This window comes from Methanomicrobia archaeon, assembly GCA_011049045.1.
Classification (GTDB): domain Archaea; phylum Halobacteriota; class Syntropharchaeia; order Alkanophagales; family Methanospirareceae; genus JACGMN01.
Genome location: DSCO01000018.1, coordinates 13,937 through 31,884 on the forward strand (window position 1 = coordinate 13,937; position 17,948 = coordinate 31,884).

Genomic DNA, 17,948 nt, shown 5'->3' on the forward strand with positions numbered 1-17,948 from the left:
AGAACTTATTTCAGTGCATCCCCGCTCTTTGCGCGCATCTGCTCAGTCATTCGCTGGAATTGTTCAGACGCCTCAGCTGTTCCCGCAGTACTCAGTGGGACAGCTTCTGCAATCTCTCGCAGATGCTCTACGGGAATCGATGCTACCATAAGATCGGAATCCCAGCGCTCCATACGACGTGCACTGATGTCGCCAACCGAGAGATTGAAGTTACCGGAGATGAGCGGATAGGTCACGGTGCTCCAGCAGAGCGGTCCCCGCATCTCGAACGAAGGCGTCTTCCCGTTCCAGAACTGGTTCAGGGTAAGGAGTCGAGCAGCCTGCTCGGCATCGACCAGCAGCAGCAGAAGATCGGGCCGAAATACGCGCTTCGCCACAGGATAAAAGTAGACATGGTCGGCCAGGCCCACTGGCGGACGCGCGAACTTCTCCGTCTCCATACTCGACCGAACCGCGGTCTTCACGTCGTACCAGAGCTTCTCACCCTCCACGAGCAGCTGCCACGGTATCGTGCTCCGCGGGGTCAGGCCGATATGGCTTCTGCCGCCTGAGCAGGCGCAACGATCTTCGGTGAGCATAATGACCGCGCCGTCCGCAGCGCTCAGAATCGCACCACAGACCGTGTAGCTCCCCGGCTCAGGCTCCACAGCCGGCGGTTCGTCCGTGTACCTAACGCCAACGGGCGATTTCCGTACGCCCAGCGCGTCCGCAAGTATCCGCACCAGTTCGGGATAGTCGTTCATCACGCTTCGCTCCTTTTTCACACCTCAACTCATGAACCAACTTAGTTTAGCAAACTTAAGTAGGTGGAGGACGAATAAGACTTATTCGGTAGCTCTCCCGAGGGATCTCTGATCTCTGAGCTTTACCGACCGATCAATCGAGAGAGGTGTGCAAAATGGAAGAGCGAGGTATGAGCAGGGAGGCGGTTGAGTCACTGCTTCAGGAGAAGAAGTTGATGGACTTGTCGTACGAGCGCATTTTGAGCTCTATGTGCACGTATCCACACGAAATCGCGATCTACGCGCACAAACTGTTCTTGGAATCGAATCTCGGTGATTCCGGGCTCTTCCCTGGAACGAAGGAGATGGAGGGTAAAGTCGTTCGGATGATCGGCTCGCTACTTCACAAAGAGGATGCGGCCGGTTATATCTCCACCGGGGGTACGGAATCGAATATCCAGGCCATACGCGCGATCCGAAACCGGAGGCGGAAAGCGGGTGTGCGTGATATGAACATTGTGGTTCCTAAAACGGCTCATTTCTCGTTCGAGAAGATTGCGGACCTCCTGAACCTCGAGGTGCGGCAGGCTTCGCTGGATCCGCAGCTCAAAGTGGATGTGCATGCGGTGGAACAGCTGATCGACCGAAACACGATCGCGCTGGTGGGTATAGCGGGAACGACAGAATTCGGACAGATCGATCCGATAGAGAAGCTCTCGGCGCTCGCATGCGACCGAGATCTCTTTCTGCTCGTGGATGCAGCCTTTGGTGGGTTCGTGATCCCGTTTCTCGAGCAGCAGTATGAGTTCGACTTCGCGCTCGACGGCGTGAGTGCCATCACGATCGATCCGCATAAGATGGGTTTGAGCACGCTCGGCTCAGGTTGCCTCCTGTTCCGCGATCCCTCGTTCCTGGATGAGTTGGTGGTAGCAACGCCGTATCTGAGCACGAAGCAGCAGTATTCGCTCGTCGGCACGAGGAGTGGTGCCTCCACTGCAGCGACGTACGCCGTGCTCAAATGTCTCGGTCGGGAAGGGCTGCGAGAGATTGTGAACGAATGCATGCGCCTCACGAGAGTGCTGGTACGGGGGACAAAGCGGCTTGGCATCTTCCCCGTCATCGAGCCCGTGATGAACGTCGTAACCTTACATTTACCGGAGAATGACTCAGAGCGCGTAACGAAAGCGCTGGAGGAGCGGCGATGGCGCATATCACTAACGCGAAGCCCCCGAGCGCTGCGGCTCGTGATCATGCCGCATACGGATGAAGAGACGATACAGTACTTCCTGGATGATCTGGAGGCTATCCTTTAGCAGGGTAAGAAACAGCGAAGGCCTGTGTTGCCCGCCAGCGAGTAAGAAACGTCAACCCGCATCCCGCCTCTGTTTCCAAGAGTACCGTATTATATAGATACCGTATAGAGCAAGAGGCGTTTGGTAGCGAATGCGTGAACTCCCGGACGTCTTGCTATAGGAATGCGGAGAACATACGCTTCACGAACTCGTAATTCCGCTGTATACGCTCGTAACCGTGGAGTACCGCTCCATGCCCGGGCAGCAGGAGCTCGGTATCCAGCCGCGCGATCCGGTCGATCGATGCTTTTAAAGCGCCCGTATCGCCAAATGGCAGATCAGTACGCCCCACACCCTGCTCAAAGACTAGATCGCCGCAGATCAAAAACTTCCGCGCGGGTGCGCAGAAACAGATACTGCAGGGTGAATGGCCCGGTGTTTCAATGATCTCGAGCTCGAGCCCGCCCAAACTCAGCCGTTCTTCAAGCAGCAGGTCCGCGGAAAATTTCTGCTCGATCCCCACGCCAAGGTAGTCCTGGGAGCCCTCATCCATCGCCTCGAAATAGTCGACCTGCAGGGGATGGAGCGCGATCTTCGCGCCGGTAATCTCCTTGAGTTCGGCCGTTGCCCCGCAGTGGTCAGGATGGAGATGCGTCACCGCGATCAGGTCAATGTCCGCGGGCTCGATACCGTCCTCTCGCAGCGCGCGCAGCCGCGGCCCGATATACCTGCCCAGGCCCGGGTCGATCAGTATCGTTCGCTCGTCGCTGATCACAAAAGTATTAGCGTCGAAGAAGCCTCGTTCTCGATACCAGTAGAGCCCGTCTCGCAATTTCATGGATCTTACTTATGGCATGAAGAGTATACCGATGACAATCAATACGGATTCGACAAGTGCCGCAACAAAGAGGAGCGGGAGTATCAACCGAAGGTAGACGCGCAGTCCCTCGCCGAGCTCCACTTTCAACTGCCGCGATCCTTTCGGTCTCAACGCCTCGCGTGCCAGACGCAGACCGATCGCGAGGCTAATGAAGTATGCAGGGAGCTCAAACATGCCGTGCGGAACGATGGCGAGAAAGACGATCAAGCCCTCTTCATGTGCCAGCCACCCGAGTAATCCGCCGTTGAGGAGTGTGGAGAAGATCGGGAAGATCCCCAATAAAAGTCCTGTGAGGATATTGAGAACGCAGGTAAAGGCGTTATTCAGAAAGATCACGACAAAGAACAGCAAGAAGAGGACCCACGAGGGGTAGCGTTCAGTGAGATCCTCGATGCCCTCGCTCAACTGCTGCAGCCATGCCAGCGATTCACTGAAGAGCTCACTGAAGAATTCCAGATACCCCATGCCCACCGCAGCAGCAAAGAGAATACAGACGAATAAGAGGTAATATCTGAGCGAAAAAAGATACCCACGCAGCGATACGACATCTTCAGCCATGTTCTCCCTTTTAGGTTAGTCCGCAGAGCATATATAGCAAAGGATGCAGTGCGAGGCTACAGCGTATAAAAGAAGGCGTACTCGGTCGCCGTTGGCAATCGCCGCCGTAATCGCCGCACGTCGTCTCGAGTGATGAAGAGCGTCTCGCCACGCTCGCCCTCCTTATCCGTACCCAGTACGCGCCGTACGACCTCGCAGTCCAGCGCACCGTGCACCCGCGCGAAACCGCGACCATAATCAGCGGTGAGCTCAATATAGATCGGGAGCCGTAAATTCCGCTGCTCAGCTTCTGATACCAGTGTGGCGAGTTCCTCCAGCTCGCGCCTCATAATCCGGTGTACCGACCCGTCTCGCGCTTGCACGGCAGGCTTCTCTTCGCGCAGCAAGGCAAGCAGGGTCTTGCGTTCCGCGGGTAAGTGCTTGTTCAGCGCTTTGACCGCTTTAAAAAGGATACGCTCATCCGGCCGCTCGATCATTAGTACGATTACTGGTAGGTGCGTGAACATATAAAGCCGAATAACCTTTAAATAGAACTACTGACATACACTCTAAACTGTAGGTGACAATACAACATGGCACAATTAGGTGGTACACCGATATTGGTGTTACGAGAAGGTAGTGAGCGAACACGAGGCAGAGATGCGCAGAGTAGGAACATCCTGGCAGCGAAGACCATTGCGAACGCCGTCAAGTCCACCCTCGGGCCAAAGGGGATGGATAAGATGCTCGTTGACTCGATGGGCGACGTGGTGATCACGAACGATGGGGCGACGATCCTGAGAGAGATGGACATCGAGCACCCAGCAGCGAAGATGATGGTCGAGATCGCAAAGACGCAGGACGAAGAGGTCGGCGATGGCACGACGAGTGCGGTTATCCTCGCCGGCGAGCTGCTCAAGCGCGCCGAGGATCTTCTGGAGCAGGAAGTGCACCCGACGCTGATCGCAACCGGATATCGTCTAGCCGCAGAGAAGGCCTACGAGATTCTTGAGGGGCTGGCTGAGAAGATCACGGCGCGAGATACTGATACACTGAAGAAGATCGCGATCACTTCAATGACCGGCAAAGGCGCGGGCACGGCACGGGAGATGCTGACCGATCTCGCCGTTGACGCGGTGAAGATGATCGCGGAAAAGGGCGAAAAGAAGATTGACACTGACCATATCAAGCTGGAGAAGAAGACCGGTGGCAGTACCGAAGACACCGTTCTGATCTCAGGCATGATCTTGGACAAGGAGCGCGTACACCCCGGCATGCCGAAGACCATAAAGAACGCGAAGATCGCGCTGGTCAATTCCGCGCTGGAAATCGAGAAGACCGAGGTGGATGCGAAGATCGAGATCACCGCGCCTGAGCAGCTGAAGTCGTTCCTCGAGGAAGAGGAGAAGATGCTGAAGGAGATGGTCGAGACGGTGACGGCGAGCGGTGCCAACGTACTCTTCTGTCAGAAGGGCATTGACGACCTCGCGCAACACTATCTGGCGAAGAAGGGAATCTTTGCGGTACGGCGTGTGAAGGAGAGCGATATGAAGAAGCTGGCGAGCGCAACCGGCGGCAAGATCCTGACGAGCCTGGAAGAGGTGCGACCTGAGGACCTCGGCAACGCCGGTCTGGTAGAGGAGCGGAAGATCGGCGGTGAGGAGATGATCTTCGTTGAGGACTGCCAGAACCCGAAAGCGGTCTCGATCTTACTGCGTGGCGGAACCGAGCACGTGGTTGACGAGCTGGAGCGCGGTATGAACGATGCGCTGCGTGTCGTTGCGGTCGCGATGGAAGACGGCAAGTACGTCGCGGGCGGCGGAGCTGCGGAGATCGAGCTGGCGCTCAGGCTGCGCGACTATGCGGCCAGCGTTGGCGGTCGCGAGCAACTGGCTATCCAGGCGTTTGCCGATGCCATCGAGGTGATCCCACGGTCACTGGCGGAGAACGCTGGTCTTGATCCGATTGACATGCTCGTTGCGTTACGCTCGGCACACGAGCGAGGCGAGAAGACCGCGGGCCTGGACGTCTTCAAGGGCGAGCCAACCGATATGAAGAAGGCCAGTGTGATCGAGCCGCTCCGTGTGAAGACTCAGGCGATCAGCTCGGGCACAGAATCGGCAGTGATGATTCTGCGCATCGACGATGTAATCGCATCGAGCAGAGAGAAGATGCCAGGTGGTGGCGGTATGCCACCAGGCGGCATGGGTGGCATGGAAGAGGAGTACTAACCCATTTTTTCCCTCTTCCTTTTTTTTTCTTTTTTTCTCTTTTGCGACGTTAGATCAGCTTTTTTTTACGGGGTTGGATGCAAGGACAAGAAGGGGTTTTGTGAAATGGAGAGGATTATTGGCATAGATCTTGGAACAACGAACTCAGAAGCGGCATTCGTAGGTGCAGGCGGCGACGTGAAGATCATACCGAGTTCTGAGGGCAGCGCCTACGGTGGGAAGATGTTCCCCTCGGTCGTTGCCTTTACCAAGGACAAACAGCGGCTGGTCGGTGTAGCGGCGAAGCGACAGGCAGTCGTGAATCCGGAAGGCACGGTGCGCGAAGTGAAGCGGAAGATGGGCACGGCCGAGAAGATTTACGTGAAGACCGTGGACAAAGAGTTTACACCGCAAGAGATCTCCGCAATGGTGCTGCAGAAGATCAAGACAGACGCGGAGGCGTATCTGGGTGAGAAGATTAATGCGGCGGTGATCACCGTGCCGGCCTATTTCGATGATAATCAGCGGCAGGCGACGAAGGACGCCGGCGAAATTGCCGGGTTTGAGGTGAAACGGATAATAAACGAGCCCACCGCGGCCGCCATGGCTTACGGGCTCGGCAAAGCGGGCGAATACAAGGTTGTCGTCCTCGATTTCGGCGGTGGGACCTTTGACGTCACGATCATGGAGATAGGCGAAGGCGTATTCGAGGTGCTTGCCACGAACGGTGATACGCAGCTCGGTGGCACTGATATCGATGCCGCCGTTGTCAACTGGCTGATTGAGGGCTTTAAACTGAAGGAGGGTATCGATTTACGAGCCGATTTAACGGCACTGCAGCGCATACGTGACGAAGCGGAACGAGCGAAGATCGAGCTCTCCTCATCGATCTCGACGAGTATCAATCTCCCCTTTGTTGCTGTAAATGATGGAGAGCCGCGGCATCTGGAAGAGACCCTGACCCGCGCGAAATTAGAGGAATTGGCCGAGCCGACCCTGAGACGGGTGGACGCGCCGATACGACAGTCGCTGAAAGACGCGAAGCTCTCTGCCGCGGAGATCGACAGGATCATCCTCATCGGCGGGCCAACGCGTATGCCAATCGTGCGGGAGCGGTTCGAGCGTATTCTCGGCAAGAAGGCGGAGGGCGGCGTAGATCCCATGCAGTCTGTTGCGCTCGGCGCAGCGATCCAGGCGGGCATCCTCGCAGGACAGGTGAAGGAGGAGATCGTTCTGCTCGACGTGACACCCTTGACGCTCAGTGTGGAGACGCTTGGTGGTGTTGCCACAGCATTGATCGAGCGGAACACAACGGTTCCGACGAAGCGATCGCAGATATTCACCACCGCGGCGGATAGCCAGACGAGCGTGGAGATCCATGTCACGCAGGGCGAGCGGCCAATGGCTGCAGACAATACCTCGCTGGGACGGTTCCACCTGGATGGTATCCCGCCCGCACCGCGTGGCATTCCCCAGATCGAGGTAACCTTTGATATTGACGCGAACGGCATTTTAAACGTTACCGCGAAGGATTTGGGTACGGGCAAGAAGGCTTCGATCAGCATAACCGCGTCAACGAAACTGCCGAAGGAGCAGATAGACGAGATGGTGAAAGAGGCGGAGCAATACAGTGAAGAAGACCGGAAGCGTAAGGATGAGATAGAGCTTCGGAATCAGGCTGATTCGCTCGTCTACACAACAGAGAAGACGCTCGAGGAGCTCGGTGAGAAGATAGCCGCGGACCAGCGGGAGAAGATAGAGCGCGCGAAGGCTACCTTACAAGAGTCCTTAAAGGGCACGGATATCGCGAAGATCAAGACGGATGTGGACGAGCTGACCAAAGCGCTGCATGCAGTCTCTGCGGTCATCTACCAGGAGGCAGCGCGGCAAGCTGCGGAAGCGGAAGCTGCAAAGGGCAAGACCGAACCAGAAGCCGGGGCGAAGGCGGAGAGCGACTACGTGGACGTCGAGTATGACGTGAAGGATGAGGAAGGTAAATAAAGCGGCAGTTCGGTAAGATGTTTGAGGGATTTATCCCTCATTCATATTATTTACCGGAACACCCGATTTCTTTCTTTTCTTAGCTTTTCTGTTCTGCTTCGCCTCATTACGGGCTGAGGTGGTGAAGAAACTGACGATCCAGCGTCATTTCTTCTCCCACCGGTAGAGATCAAGCACCTGTGAAAGCGTCTTACCACGTTTTATCTCCTCTCGTACGCGTTCCTCGTTCTTCCAGACTTCCTTTGCACGCCGCGCGATCTCATAAGCACGCTCCCCGGGCACGACTACCACACCGTTGTCATCGCCGATGATCCAGTCACCCGGTCTGACCTCCTGGCCACCGCAGGTGATCTCCGTGTTCAGCTCACCAAAACCTTTCGGCTCACCCGCATTCGGCACGATATAGCGCGCGAAGACCGGGAACCGCATGCGTCGTATCTCATCCACGTCTCGTGCCGCCCCGTCGATCACGATACCGGCAATGCCCCTCTGCTTGGAGCTCCATGAGGCGAGCTCGCCCCAGGGTGCAACGTCCTTCGCGCCCGCGTAAGCGACGATTACCTCGCCCTCCTTTGCGGTATCTATAGCCTCAACCACCTTCGCCCAGTCGCCTTCAAAGGTCTGCACGGTGACCGCCCTGCCGACGAGCTTGATACCCTCGAAGACGGGCCGTATGCCGTGCATGACGCCCTTGCGGTGCAATGCGTCTGATATATTCGGGGTGCTCACCTGCGTAAAGAGCGCATGAATCTCCTCATCGCGGCTTAGGATATCGTGTGCTCGTTTGGCTCTCTCTAAATCCATACTCGCCCGAATTTGCCGCGTCGCTGATTCGACCTTCGCCGTCCGGGTGATATTACCACCGACGATAATGACCGCGGCACCCAACCGTACGGCCTCCGCTGCCGCTTCCGCATCGATGCCACCGGCAACGGCTAAGGGTGTTGCAACCGCAGCAGCGACCTGCTCGAGGAGCTGTAACGTGTCCATGCCCCTCATCTGCTGATCAATCCCCACATGCACGCAGAGGTAATCAACGCCGAGCGCCTCCAGTTCACGCGCACGGTTTACCGGGTCAGCGGCGTTCATGAGGTCTACCATCAGCGCTACACCATATTTCCGGGCTGAACGCACCGCATCCTGGATCGTGGCGTCATCCGCAGCGGCGAGGATCGAAACGACCGCCGCACCGGATTTCGCCGCCATCTCTACCTCGATCGCACCGGTATCCATGATCTTCATATCGGCGACGATCTTCGCCATGGGGAATGCATCCCGTAACGTTCGGATCGCATGCATGCCCTCGCTCTTGATCAGCGGCGTACCCGCTTCGAGCCAGTCGGCACCACCGGCTATACATTCCTGCGCGAGCTGCACCGCACGGTCAAGTTCGATCACATCAAGTGCAACCTGCAGCAGTTTCCGCCCTTTCGCGTCAGCCATGGTTACGAACGATAGCTCCGTATCCGCTTTGAAACGCGTAGATGCGCGTTTCCGTGCTTATGTTACTTACTCTTTATGGTAGCGGCATAATAATTCAGTAAGAACGCGTGATGAATTGCTCACGCTCGCTGCACGTACGATCGCGAACGCGAGCCGCGTGGTTGCTTTCACCGGAGCTGGTATCTCGGTGGAAAGCGACATTTGCACCATTTCGAGGCAGAGACGGGCTCTGGGAGTAGTATGATCACGCAGAGCACGCAGACATAAACACGTTTCGCAGCACTCCGGAAAAGGCCTGGATCTTGCTGAATGGGATGCTCACCACGGTTTCCGCTGCGGAACCACAAGCAGCACATCACGCACTCGCGGAGCTCGAGCATCCAGGGAAATTGCGCTGTATCACGACACAGAATATAGATGGCATGCACCAGCGAGCCGTGAGTTCGAACGTCATCGAATTCCACGGCTGTTTCCGGCCGTGTTCGATCTTGTACCGTTACGCTGCATCTGCAGCGGCCTCTTAAAGCCCGATGTCATCTCCTTCGGCGAGCCAATACTCACCGAAACGCTATTTCGTGCGGAATCCGCGGCACGCACCTGCACTGCGATGCTCGTGATCGGCACCTCAGCCATTGTCCAGCCAGTAGAGTAGCAAGCTTACCGCTCATCGCCCGGAGGGTAAGCGCGAGGGTCAATGAGGTGAATCCCGAGCCAGCACCCTTCACGGAGCTTAGCTCTACTTATTTTTTAGAAAGGGAGGCGGGAGGAATCTTACAGCGCGTGGTCGCGGAAGTGCGGCACAAAGTTCTCCAGGACTGTTTGGACGGTAACTAAACTGTTTGCATTCCAGGAGCCGCGCTAATACGTGATTTTGCGCACTTCACGACGGCCGCTCAGAGCATCGGCTTGGCGCGCCATGCTACGTAGGTGCGGATTCTGGTGCTCACCGCGTCGCCTTTTGCACCGGTACGGTGTGCGTGGTATCCTTGATGGTGGTCGCGTTATCGAGCGTGCAGGTTATCGCCTTGTCCGCGTGCGCTAAAAAGGGCAGCTATTTCAATACAACAGACGCCAGAAAGAAGATCGCAACCGCAATGCCCGCGGTGACAAAGAACGCGCCCTCAAATCCGTCAATGATGAACATGACGCCCAGGACGAGCGGCCCTAACGTTTGCCCTAATCGCAGCACCATTCCGTTGAGCGACATAAAGGCAGCACGATTTTCGATCGGTGCCAATCGAGCCAATAGCGTTTGAACGCTCGGCAAGTTCATACCATGAGCGACGCCGAAGATCACTGTTGGGACGAAAAACAGCCAGATCGTCTGTACAAAGGGAATGCTAAAAAAGGTAAGTGCATACAGGATAAATGCACCTTTTATAAGCATCTTTTCGGAATATCTCAGGGTTAACTTACCCAATTGCGAAGATATGGTCGCCGTGGTCAGGCCCATGCTGGAGGTGATGATCCCGATGAGAAACGGCGAAGCATGGAATCGCTCGCTGCCAAGAAGAAGGGGGAAATATGTCAGGTACGCGCCGAAGAGGATAACGAACGTAAACAGTGTAATGGCATAGAGCCCGAGCACCTGTCGATCCGTTATGCTCCGAAGTGCGCTTCGCAAATAGTGCTTAAACTCCTGTTGGTTTCTTGGCTCGCTACTCTGCAGTGAAGTCAAAACGAGAATGCCCGCGGGAATCGCGGCTACGGACAGTGCGAATGGATAATACCATGCAAAGGACGCTAGTGCGCCGCCAATAACGAGATAGCTCGGAACTGCTAGATTGAGCACACTCGCGTTATATCCCATCGCAGTGGCAAGTTGCCGTTTGGAATAGAGATCTCCAATTATCGTGACGTTAAGCGAGCCTAAAGAGGCAGCGCCGAGACCTTGCACGAGCCGTAAAGCGAGAAGAAGATTGAAATCGCGGGCAAGTGTGCACGCACTCCCTGCCGCACCAAAGAGCAATAGCGAGGGTACTAAAATGCTCTTTCTGCCGTACCGATCCGCGAGTACGCCGAAGATCGGTGTGACCAGCACGCCCGGGAGCGTGAATGCAACGATGAGCAGCCCGACCGCAGGTTGGGAAATTCCAAACGCAGCTTGTATCTCAGGGAACGCGGGCGATATACTGGATATACCCATAACGGCGACCAGCGTGACTATAAAGATGATTTGAAGATTCGGATCGCGATACAGTGCTCGGTTAAAATTGGTCTGTGACGGAGACATTGCGTGTCGGTAAAATAGAGGTAAGTCTAAGTAATCCTTTTAAAACGGGAAACGGGTTTTACCACAACCGTGAGAGGCGATAAGAACGGCATTCAACCGCAAGCTTCAACCGCAAGCCCAGCGTTTTTTACCCGGGTGGTCACCAGCACGGACTTCTTATCATTCAGGTAACTACCAGTCGCATATTCGAGTATTCACGCAAGAATTCTTCGCCTTTCTCCGTGGTGGTGTAGCAGGCTTCCGCGTTTACGAGTAGGCCGTTTTGTTCCAGGGTTTTCAAATACCGATCTATCCTGTTGTAATTCAGATTCGCACGGTAGACGATCTGCGTTTTCAGAGCACCGTTTCGGGAGACCTCGAGAATATCTACCAGGATATCGAATTTCGTTCTGCGTTTCTTGAACCGCTTCTTGAGGCTAGCTTTCAGCCCTTGTTTGAGCAGCACTTCTAATTGAGTCCCGGCCATCTGTATCTCCGTGCCGATGGAGCAACTAAGTATGCATTCACCAACTACCCATATAAAGGTTATGTAATTATCATACGAGTATCCGGTAAGAACCTATAGAACGAACCTGTGGTAGCCAGCAGGGTAGCGCGAGGGCAGCCGGTATGAAGATAGAAGCAAGCGGTAACACGCAGAAGAAAGGCGAAGAAGGCGCGGAATGCCGCGGAAGCCGTGAGGAAAACACACTATTCACTACAATCGCGTGTACCGCAATTCATGCCGCTTCGAGCCGTTTTGCCGTTATGTCATGCCCTTTAGGCGGATTTTCATCCAGGCCGCTAGCTTATTAGCAATAACGTGAGAGAGCTTATGGGTGTCCGCCGTCTTGACTGAACCATATGATAAATATCTTGGTAATGCGTGGTTAAAACGTTAGGTTTTTGAGATCCTTACTTGCCATTCCGACGAGCAAGCGCGACGGAGACGTCTGCGCTTGCTTGCATCGGTGCGAATTTCTGAACTTTATTCTCGGCTCAACTCAGCAACTCAGGCGTATCGCCGGTATCCAGCCCTCGTGCCGCTTGCTGCTGGTTGCGGTCCACGAACTCAATCGTTTTCGTTGTTTAGCAGGTGGTTTCTAGCCAGTGTGCGGATAAGATCGCTAAATCTATAAAGTTAACGACACCATCTTCGTTGATATCGTAGCGCGGAAATGGTGCAGTCGGTAGCTCAAGCCAGTGCGCGGACAGTATCGCCAGATCGATGAAGTTCACGGTGCAGTCTTCGTTGATGTCCCATCTGCCTGGCGGTGCTCCTGCTTTTACGAGCGGCAGCCACTCGCCACCGTTTTGGATGTAACCCTTAGAATTGTAGGGAAGTTGTGTGTCCCCGAGACCATCGCCGTTTGTGTCTTCGCCCATATAATCGCTCCAGTAGTTGCCGCCGAGCCAGGAGCCGCCGATGATGTTTGTGCCCGGGATTTTGGATAGGTTCCAGATATTGTTGCCGTCATCGTCCGCGTTTATCGGGTTATCGAAGTAGTTGTTGTAGATGAGGTTGGTACTCGAATTATACAGGCGAATACCGTATTCGATGTTCAAGTTAGCGGTGTTGCCTGTCAGCGTGTTGTTGCTCGAATCATCCAGGTACATGCCGGAGTAGTTGTTCGAGTTGGCAGTATTGTTTATCAGAGTATTGTTGTTGCTCGAAAACCGCAGGTAAATGCCGTACCAGTTATTCGCGGTAGCGGTATTACCGGTCAGGTTGTTGTTGCTCGAATTATACAGTTGAATCCCCGCGTCGTTGTTTAAGGCGGTGTTGCCGATCAGGTTGTTGCTCGAAGAAGACAGGGAAATGCCGTAACAGTAGTTCGAGTTGGCGGTATTGCCCGTCAGGTTGTTGTTGCTCGAAGAAGACAGGGAAATGCCTGTGTGGTTGTTCGAGTTAGCAGTGTTGCCCGTCAGAGTATTGTTGTTGCTCGAATAACTCAGGGTAATGCCGTACCTGTAGTTCGAGTTGGCGGTATTGCCCGTCAGGTTGTTGTTGCTCGAATAACTCAGGGTAATGCCGTAGTAAGTGTTGTTCGAGGCGGTGTTAGCTGTCAAATTATTGTTGTTGCACTTATAATATAGCATAATGCCGTCGTCGTTATTCGAGACGGCGTTGCCCGTCAAATAATTGTTGTTGCAGTTAGAATACAGGGAAATGCCGTAGGTATTGTTCGAGGCGGTGTTGTCCGTCAGAGAATTGTTGCTGCTCGAATAAGCGAGACGAAAGCCTTCGTAGTTGTTCGAGGCGGTATTTTCTGAAATAGTGCAGTGATCATTAGTAAGATATATTCCTGCCTTTACAGAGCCAGTCGCATTTTGAACTGTGAATCCGCGGATGTTCACATAATCCGCTATCACCTCAAACACATGGTCGTTCTGATCCAATGCGTTCACGACGCAGTTCGCAGAGCCGTTTTCAGAACGAATGGTCACATTATCGACGGTAACATCAATATTTTCGGTAAAGATGCCGTCTCTGACGATGATGGTGTCTCTCGAGTTCGCAGCATCGATCGCAGCCTGTATGCTGGTATAATCACAGCCACTAGAGCATACGGTATAGGCATCCGCAGCACAACCATCACTCACGAACGCAAGCACTGTGACAAGAACCGCAACGAGCAAACAGTTCCAGATCCTTCTTCTTTCGCTTCTCAATCTTCCACCTCACATTACAACTTCGGCAAGTCCACGGGTGCGGTAGACTAACGTGATGAGGTAGGAAGGATGCTACAAATAAGCCTTTTGCTTTGGCTCGCGCTCAGTTCATGGTCGCTAAAAAACACACGACCCACCACAAGTCGCTGGTATGCAGAGGGAAGAAAGCGGTAACACTTAGAAGAAGGCATGCCAGGCTTCTTCACTTCTGCGCTTACACGAGCACGAGCGCAGCACTCACGTCTGCGCTCGCATCCGCGACATCATTCGAGACGAGCTTGATGCTCACGGCATCGCCCTGCGCAACCGCGACCGCGTGCGTGGTATCTTCACCAGCGGTCGCGTTATCACGCGTGCAGGTAATCGCCTTGTCCGCGCCGTTCACGCGGACCGTGTAGCTGTCGGTGCGGCCGCCCGCGCCGGAAGCGACGCGCTGCTGAACGTGCAGGTTGCGGAGGATCCCCGCACGCGGCACATGCACCGTGAGCTCGTTCGTTTGCGTGCTGCCATTCCCGGGCGCGAGGTATGAGGTGCCGTTGGCGGTGATCGCGCCGAGGCAGCCGAACTGCAGCATGTGTTCGGCTTGTACAGTACAGATTGAAGAGCGAAGCAGCGAACGCATGCGTTGAGCGGATAACCTGACCGTGGAGATCGCCGAGAAGCGCGATCCCGCAGCCGGGGTAAGCGCAGCTGCGATTATGTGCGATGAGACCACGTCGAGCTCCGTCATTACGTCGAGCGGCAATGTGCGCGAACGCACGAAAACCCACGTACTTTTCTCTTTCGGTTCTGCATCTTACTCATGAGCATCCTCGCAATGGCGGTCTCGTGGAACGGTACTTCCGCTTTCGTTCACTGGTGCACCGAGCTGTTCATTGTGAGAGCATGTAAGAGGATTATGGGGCGAGAGAGAACATGGTACTACCAGATGAAGTGAGCGAGAATCTGAAAGCGGTCTTGAGCGCATGGCTCGAGAATTTCGAGCCAATTGCGGAAGCGGAGCGTGATTTTCTCGCGCGAGTAGGAATCGAGCCGACGCGAGAAACGATGATAAGCTATACCGCGGGCGTTGTTGATACCGTCGTTGGCAGCTATATTCACGCGCTCTTCAATCGTGGAATGACCGCTGATGAAGATGCGGAAATGATCGCGGTATTTAAGGAAAAGCTACCGGAATTCGAGCGCAAGCTGGATGAGTTTCTCGCTAATGACTAACTCATGGCTGATGGTGTTACGGTTGGAACAGCGATGACGAATCGCGGTGTATCGAGTGAGCGCGCACGGCCAAACGCAACGGAAGGTGTGAAGACGCTGCTCGGCGATCCGAAGCGAGCGATTTGGAAGCTCGCCCTGCCCATGATCGCCGCGATGTCGATCCAGACACTGTACAATCTCGTGGACGCCTTCTGGGTCGCGGGTCTCGGCGCTGATGCGCTCGCGGGCATTGGATTCGTCTTCCCGTTCTTCTTCTTCGCGATGGCGCTCTCCAACGGGCTGGGCGTGGGCACCGGCTCGGCACTCGCGCGGCGAATCGGCGCGCAGGACAAGGCTGGTGCGGACAATGTCGCGGTCCATACGGTCATTATTATGATGATCCTCGCGGTTGGCTATACCGTTCCGCTGGTGGTATGTGCCGAGGAACTCTTTATCCGCATTGGAGCCGGCACGACGGTGTCCTTGGCCGTCGCGTACGGCCAGGTCGTCTTTGCGGGCAGCATCTTCCTCTTCTTCTCGAACGTCGCGAATGCGATCCTGCGCGGCGAGGGCGATGCGAAGCGCGCGATGTACGCAATGGCGCTGGGCGCGGGCCTGAACATCTTCCTTGATCCGATCTTCATTTATACGCTCGGGCTCGGTATCGCGGGGGCTGCCTGGGCGACCGTACTCTCGCTCGCTATCACGTCACTCGTCATGCTCTACTGGCTCCTCTTCAAACGGGACACGTACGTCTCGTTCAATTTCCGCGATTTTGCCTGCGATCGCGCCATTGTCCGGGATCTGTTCAGCGTTGGACTGCCGTCCGCGGCGATGCAGCTTTCCATGTCGATCACCATGCTCGTCCTGAACCTGATCATCGTGATGGTCGATACGACGGATGGTGTCGCGGTCTACTCGACCGGCTGGCGGGTGGTGAGCATGGCCACTCTGCCCACGATGGGGATCGCAACCGCGGTGGTGCCGGTCACTGGCGCGGCCTATGGCGCACGCGTCTTTAGCCGGTTGAGCATCGCGCATCTCTATGCAATTAAGATCGGGCTGCTCCTGGAGACCGTGATCGCCGTTATTACCTTCATCTTCGCGCCGCAGATCGCAGCTGTTTTCACGCAAGCGGAAGCGGCTGCGCGGATCGCGCCCGATCTCACGCTCTTCCTCAGGATCATTTGCCTCTTCTATCCATCCATCTCGTTCGGTATGCTCTCGTCCGCGGTCTTTCAGGGCACGGGCAAAGGGGTGAACGCACTGCTCGTTACCCTCCTGCGTACGATCATTCTCACCGTACTGCTCGCGGTCCTCTTTGCCGTGGTCTTCGCCTGGGGGCTCGTGGGGGTCTGGTGGGGTCTGGTGACCGCGAATATCGTCGGCGCGCTCATTGCGTTCACCTGGGTGCGGCTGTACATCCGGGGGTTGGTGAAAAAGCGATCATAGGCCGCTTACGCGACCGCACGAATTGAATTACCAGTTCACGGAAGCATTGGTTGCTCTGTTCACTATCGCCGTCGCTTATACCACCGTATGCCCGGGATGAAGGCAGCAGCGCAATCAATACAATACCACCAGTACGGTCAGGCTGCTGGCGACTGGAATGACTACAGACAGGCAAGGGGCGCGATTTACGATCAACGCCCTCTTTCATGCCTGAACGTGAAGCAGCAGTTGGATTATTACTGTGCACGCGTGAGCCGTTCTAGCTGTCGGAGGATATGCCGCCTGAGCGCCCCGGGTACCAGTGAGGCGGTGAGATGTCCTTTCTCCAGCGTTATGATCCGCCGGTTGCCATAGCAGATCCGTTGACGATCAAACCGGATGATCTGATCGTGCCGTGCCAATAACGGGAACACGTTATTCGCCTGGATTCGTGCGAACTCCCGCTCGAAGTTGAGCACCGCTCTCAGTTCGTCTGGGCTTGCGCGAGCGAGACGCCCGGTCAGCTTTCGGTAAACGGACCTCGTGAAGATATCACCAAGCGCCGCACCGGCGAGCAAGGGCACATAGCTATCGGCGGTATTGAAAAACGCGCGGTGGATATTCGTGACCCAGCCGCCGAGGCTTATACCGGATACCATCACGCGATTATTCGTACTCCGTTTGCAGTAGCCGGTAAGATCATCAACGAGCCTGACTGAGACAGCGAGCATGGCTGCGAACTTCGCCAAATCGCGCAGTTGCTCCGAGTAGGTCTTCAGCGAGCGCCGGTGAAAGGGCGCGGCGAGCACAATGAGGTTTGCCTGCACGGGCTCTCGCGAGCCGATAAAAATCCGCTTGAAGCTGGTAGTGCTGAACCAGCGGAAATCAAAGGGGCGCTCGGCGTTCCCGTGATGCCAGAGGACAGTAGGGTACTCCTCGCCCAGCCATTGGGCGATACGGAAAGCGGGCTTGAGAGGTCCAACGAGCGACTCCGCTGTGACCTCATACATACCCGGACCGTTTATCAGGGGCAGCCGCAGCTTTGTCCTGGCCAGATGCTCAGCAAGCGGAGGGCTCTCGATACTTGCACTGAAGAATTTGTACCGGTCCAACGCCAGTGCGGAAAGTTCTACCATGAGCGTATCGATGAGTGCGTGGTAGTTCATGGTGCTAGGTCAAACGAGATCGAGTTCCAGCTCATGAGATAAACAGAACAGACAGGTATTAAGGTACCTAAACTCTTCTTTTTAACCCATAAGGTCTCGCCCGAGAGGTCATCAGCACAGCATGGGTGGTCGCGAATCGCCCTTTCATCGCCGAGCGATGCCTGTTCATCCTTTTTGCGCATATTTA

17 protein-coding genes are annotated in these 17,948 nt (G+C 55.4%); 7 read left to right on the top strand and 10 right to left on the bottom strand.

Going from position 1 to position 17,948, the window contains the following annotated elements; translation table 11 throughout:
* Nucleotides 1-5 precede the first annotated feature (5 nt).
* Nucleotides 6-764: a hypothetical protein gene (locus ENN68_01605; protein ID HDS44787.1), complete on the bottom strand. Its 759-nt coding sequence runs from the start codon at nucleotides 762-764 to the stop codon at nucleotides 6-8.
* Between the two features lie 134 nt (nucleotides 765-898).
* Between ENN68_01605 and mfnA the strand changes: the two genes are divergently transcribed.
* Nucleotides 899-2,035, top strand: coding sequence for a tyrosine decarboxylase MfnA (gene mfnA, locus ENN68_01610; GenBank protein ID HDS44788.1), 1,137 nt, complete (start codon nucleotides 899-901; stop codon nucleotides 2,033-2,035).
* Between the two features lie 154 nt (nucleotides 2,036-2,189).
* On the opposite strand, the gene ENN68_01615 is transcribed toward mfnA, so the two are convergent.
* From ENN68_01615 to ENN68_01625, 3 genes are read right to left on the bottom strand one after another with little or no spacing between them, the layout of a single operon-like run.
* Nucleotides 2,190-2,852, bottom strand: coding sequence for an MBL fold metallo-hydrolase (locus ENN68_01615; GenBank protein ID HDS44789.1), 663 nt, complete (start codon nucleotides 2,850-2,852; stop codon nucleotides 2,190-2,192).
* A gap of 9 nt (nucleotides 2,853-2,861) precedes the next feature.
* Nucleotides 2,862-3,452, bottom strand: coding sequence for a stage II sporulation protein M (locus ENN68_01620; protein ID HDS44790.1), 591 nt, complete (start codon nucleotides 3,450-3,452; stop codon nucleotides 2,862-2,864).
* Nucleotides 3,453-3,508: 56 nt separating this feature from the next.
* Entirely contained in the window at nucleotides 3,509-3,958 is a 450-nt protein-coding gene (locus ENN68_01625; protein ID HDS44791.1) for a DUF61 family protein, read from the bottom strand.
* Nucleotides 3,959-4,024: 66 nt separating this feature from the next.
* On the opposite strand from ENN68_01625, the gene ENN68_01630 reads away from it, so the two are divergent.
* The gene (locus ENN68_01630; protein HDS44792.1) at nucleotides 4,025-5,662 is read left to right on the top strand and encodes a thermosome subunit; all 1,638 of its coding nucleotides are present in this window, start codon (nucleotides 4,025-4,027) and stop codon (nucleotides 5,660-5,662) included.
* A gap of 105 nt (nucleotides 5,663-5,767) precedes the next feature.
* Nucleotides 5,768-7,642: a molecular chaperone DnaK gene (gene dnaK, locus ENN68_01635; GenBank protein HDS44793.1), complete on the top strand. Its 1,875-nt coding sequence runs from the start codon at nucleotides 5,768-5,770 to the stop codon at nucleotides 7,640-7,642.
* Nucleotides 7,643-7,786: 144 nt separating this feature from the next.
* Here dnaK and ENN68_01640 read toward each other — a convergent pair whose 3' ends face one another.
* Nucleotides 7,787-9,085: a bifunctional hexulose-6-phosphate synthase/ribonuclease regulator gene (locus tag ENN68_01640; GenBank protein ID HDS44794.1), complete on the bottom strand. Its 1,299-nt coding sequence runs from the start codon at nucleotides 9,083-9,085 to the stop codon at nucleotides 7,787-7,789.
* 302 nt (nucleotides 9,086-9,387) lie between these two features.
* Here ENN68_01640 and ENN68_01645 point away from each other — a divergent pair, with 302 nt between their 5' ends.
* Together ENN68_01645 and ENN68_01650 are read left to right on the top strand one after the other, a co-directional pair.
* The gene (locus ENN68_01645; GenBank protein HDS44795.1) at nucleotides 9,388-9,609 is read left to right on the top strand and encodes a hypothetical protein; all 222 of its coding nucleotides are present in this window, start codon (nucleotides 9,388-9,390) and stop codon (nucleotides 9,607-9,609) included.
* Complete coding sequence (locus ENN68_01650; protein ID HDS44796.1) at nucleotides 9,474-9,737, top strand: hypothetical protein; 264 nt, start codon at nucleotides 9,474-9,476, stop codon at nucleotides 9,735-9,737. Before ENN68_01645 ends, ENN68_01650 begins: the two co-directional genes overlap by 136 nt.
* A 399-nt stretch (nucleotides 9,738-10,136) precedes the next feature.
* Here the strand turns inward: ENN68_01650 and ENN68_01655 are convergent, their stop codons facing one another.
* The 4 genes from ENN68_01655 to ENN68_01670 form a co-directional block, all read right to left on the bottom strand.
* A complete protein-coding gene (locus ENN68_01655; protein ID HDS44797.1) occupies nucleotides 10,137-11,318 on the bottom strand; it encodes an MFS transporter in 1,182 nt (393 codons plus the stop codon).
* 163 nt (nucleotides 11,319-11,481) lie between these two features.
* Nucleotides 11,482-11,784, bottom strand: coding sequence for a transcriptional regulator (locus ENN68_01660; protein HDS44798.1), 303 nt, complete (start codon nucleotides 11,782-11,784; stop codon nucleotides 11,482-11,484).
* Nucleotides 11,785-12,386: 602 nt separating this feature from the next.
* Nucleotides 12,387-13,970, bottom strand: a complete 1,584-nt coding sequence (locus tag ENN68_01665; protein ID HDS44799.1) for a hypothetical protein — start codon at nucleotides 13,968-13,970, stop codon at nucleotides 12,387-12,389.
* Between the two features lie 214 nt (nucleotides 13,971-14,184).
* Entirely contained in the window at nucleotides 14,185-14,700 is a 516-nt protein-coding gene (locus ENN68_01670) for a hypothetical protein (GenBank protein HDS44800.1), read from the bottom strand.
* Between the two features lie 185 nt (nucleotides 14,701-14,885).
* On the opposite strand from ENN68_01670, the gene ENN68_01675 reads away from it, so the two are divergent.
* On the top strand, nucleotides 14,886-15,185 hold the full coding sequence (locus tag ENN68_01675) for a hypothetical protein (GenBank protein ID HDS44801.1): 300 nt from the start codon (nucleotides 14,886-14,888) through the stop codon (nucleotides 15,183-15,185).
* Nucleotides 15,186-15,218: 33 nt separating this feature from the next.
* A complete protein-coding gene (locus ENN68_01680) occupies nucleotides 15,219-16,616 on the top strand; it encodes an MATE family efflux transporter (protein HDS44802.1) in 1,398 nt (465 codons plus the stop codon).
* A gap of 236 nt (nucleotides 16,617-16,852) precedes the next feature.
* Here ENN68_01680 and ENN68_01685 read toward each other — a convergent pair whose 3' ends face one another.
* Complete coding sequence (locus tag ENN68_01685; GenBank protein HDS44803.1) at nucleotides 16,853-17,761, bottom strand: hypothetical protein; 909 nt, start codon at nucleotides 17,759-17,761, stop codon at nucleotides 16,853-16,855.
* Nucleotides 17,762-17,948: the final 187 nt, after the last annotated feature.

Excerpts from the sequence above, each read along its gene's own strand:
- mfnA (HDS44788.1), top strand. The coding sequence starts at position 899 with ATGGAAGAGCGAGGTATGAGCAGGGAGGCGGTTGAGTCACTGCTTCAG.
- ENN68_01615 (HDS44789.1), bottom strand. The coding sequence starts at position 2,852 with ATGAAATTGCGAGACGGGCTCTACTGGTATCGAGAACGAGGCTTCTTC.
- ENN68_01620 (HDS44790.1), bottom strand. The coding sequence starts at position 3,452 with ATGGCTGAAGATGTCGTATCGCTGCGTGGGTATCTTTTTTCGCTCAGA.
- ENN68_01625 (HDS44791.1), bottom strand. The coding sequence starts at position 3,958 with ATGTTCACGCACCTACCAGTAATCGTACTAATGATCGAGCGGCCGGAT.
- ENN68_01630 (HDS44792.1), top strand. The coding sequence starts at position 4,025 with ATGGCACAATTAGGTGGTACACCGATATTGGTGTTACGAGAAGGTAGT.
- dnaK (HDS44793.1), top strand. The coding sequence starts at position 5,768 with ATGGAGAGGATTATTGGCATAGATCTTGGAACAACGAACTCAGAAGCG.
- ENN68_01640 (HDS44794.1), bottom strand. The coding sequence starts at position 9,085 with ATGGCTGACGCGAAAGGGCGGAAACTGCTGCAGGTTGCACTTGATGTG.
- ENN68_01655 (HDS44797.1), bottom strand. The coding sequence starts at position 11,318 with ATGTCTCCGTCACAGACCAATTTTAACCGAGCACTGTATCGCGATCCG.
- ENN68_01660 (HDS44798.1), bottom strand. The coding sequence starts at position 11,784 with ATGGCCGGGACTCAATTAGAAGTGCTGCTCAAACAAGGGCTGAAAGCT.
- ENN68_01670 (HDS44800.1), bottom strand. The coding sequence starts at position 14,700 with ATGACGGAGCTCGACGTGGTCTCATCGCACATAATCGCAGCTGCGCTT.
- ENN68_01675 (HDS44801.1), top strand. The coding sequence starts at position 14,886 with ATGGTACTACCAGATGAAGTGAGCGAGAATCTGAAAGCGGTCTTGAGC.
- ENN68_01680 (HDS44802.1), top strand. The coding sequence starts at position 15,219 with ATGACGAATCGCGGTGTATCGAGTGAGCGCGCACGGCCAAACGCAACG.
- ENN68_01685 (HDS44803.1), bottom strand. The coding sequence starts at position 17,761 with ATGAACTACCACGCACTCATCGATACGCTCATGGTAGAACTTTCCGCA.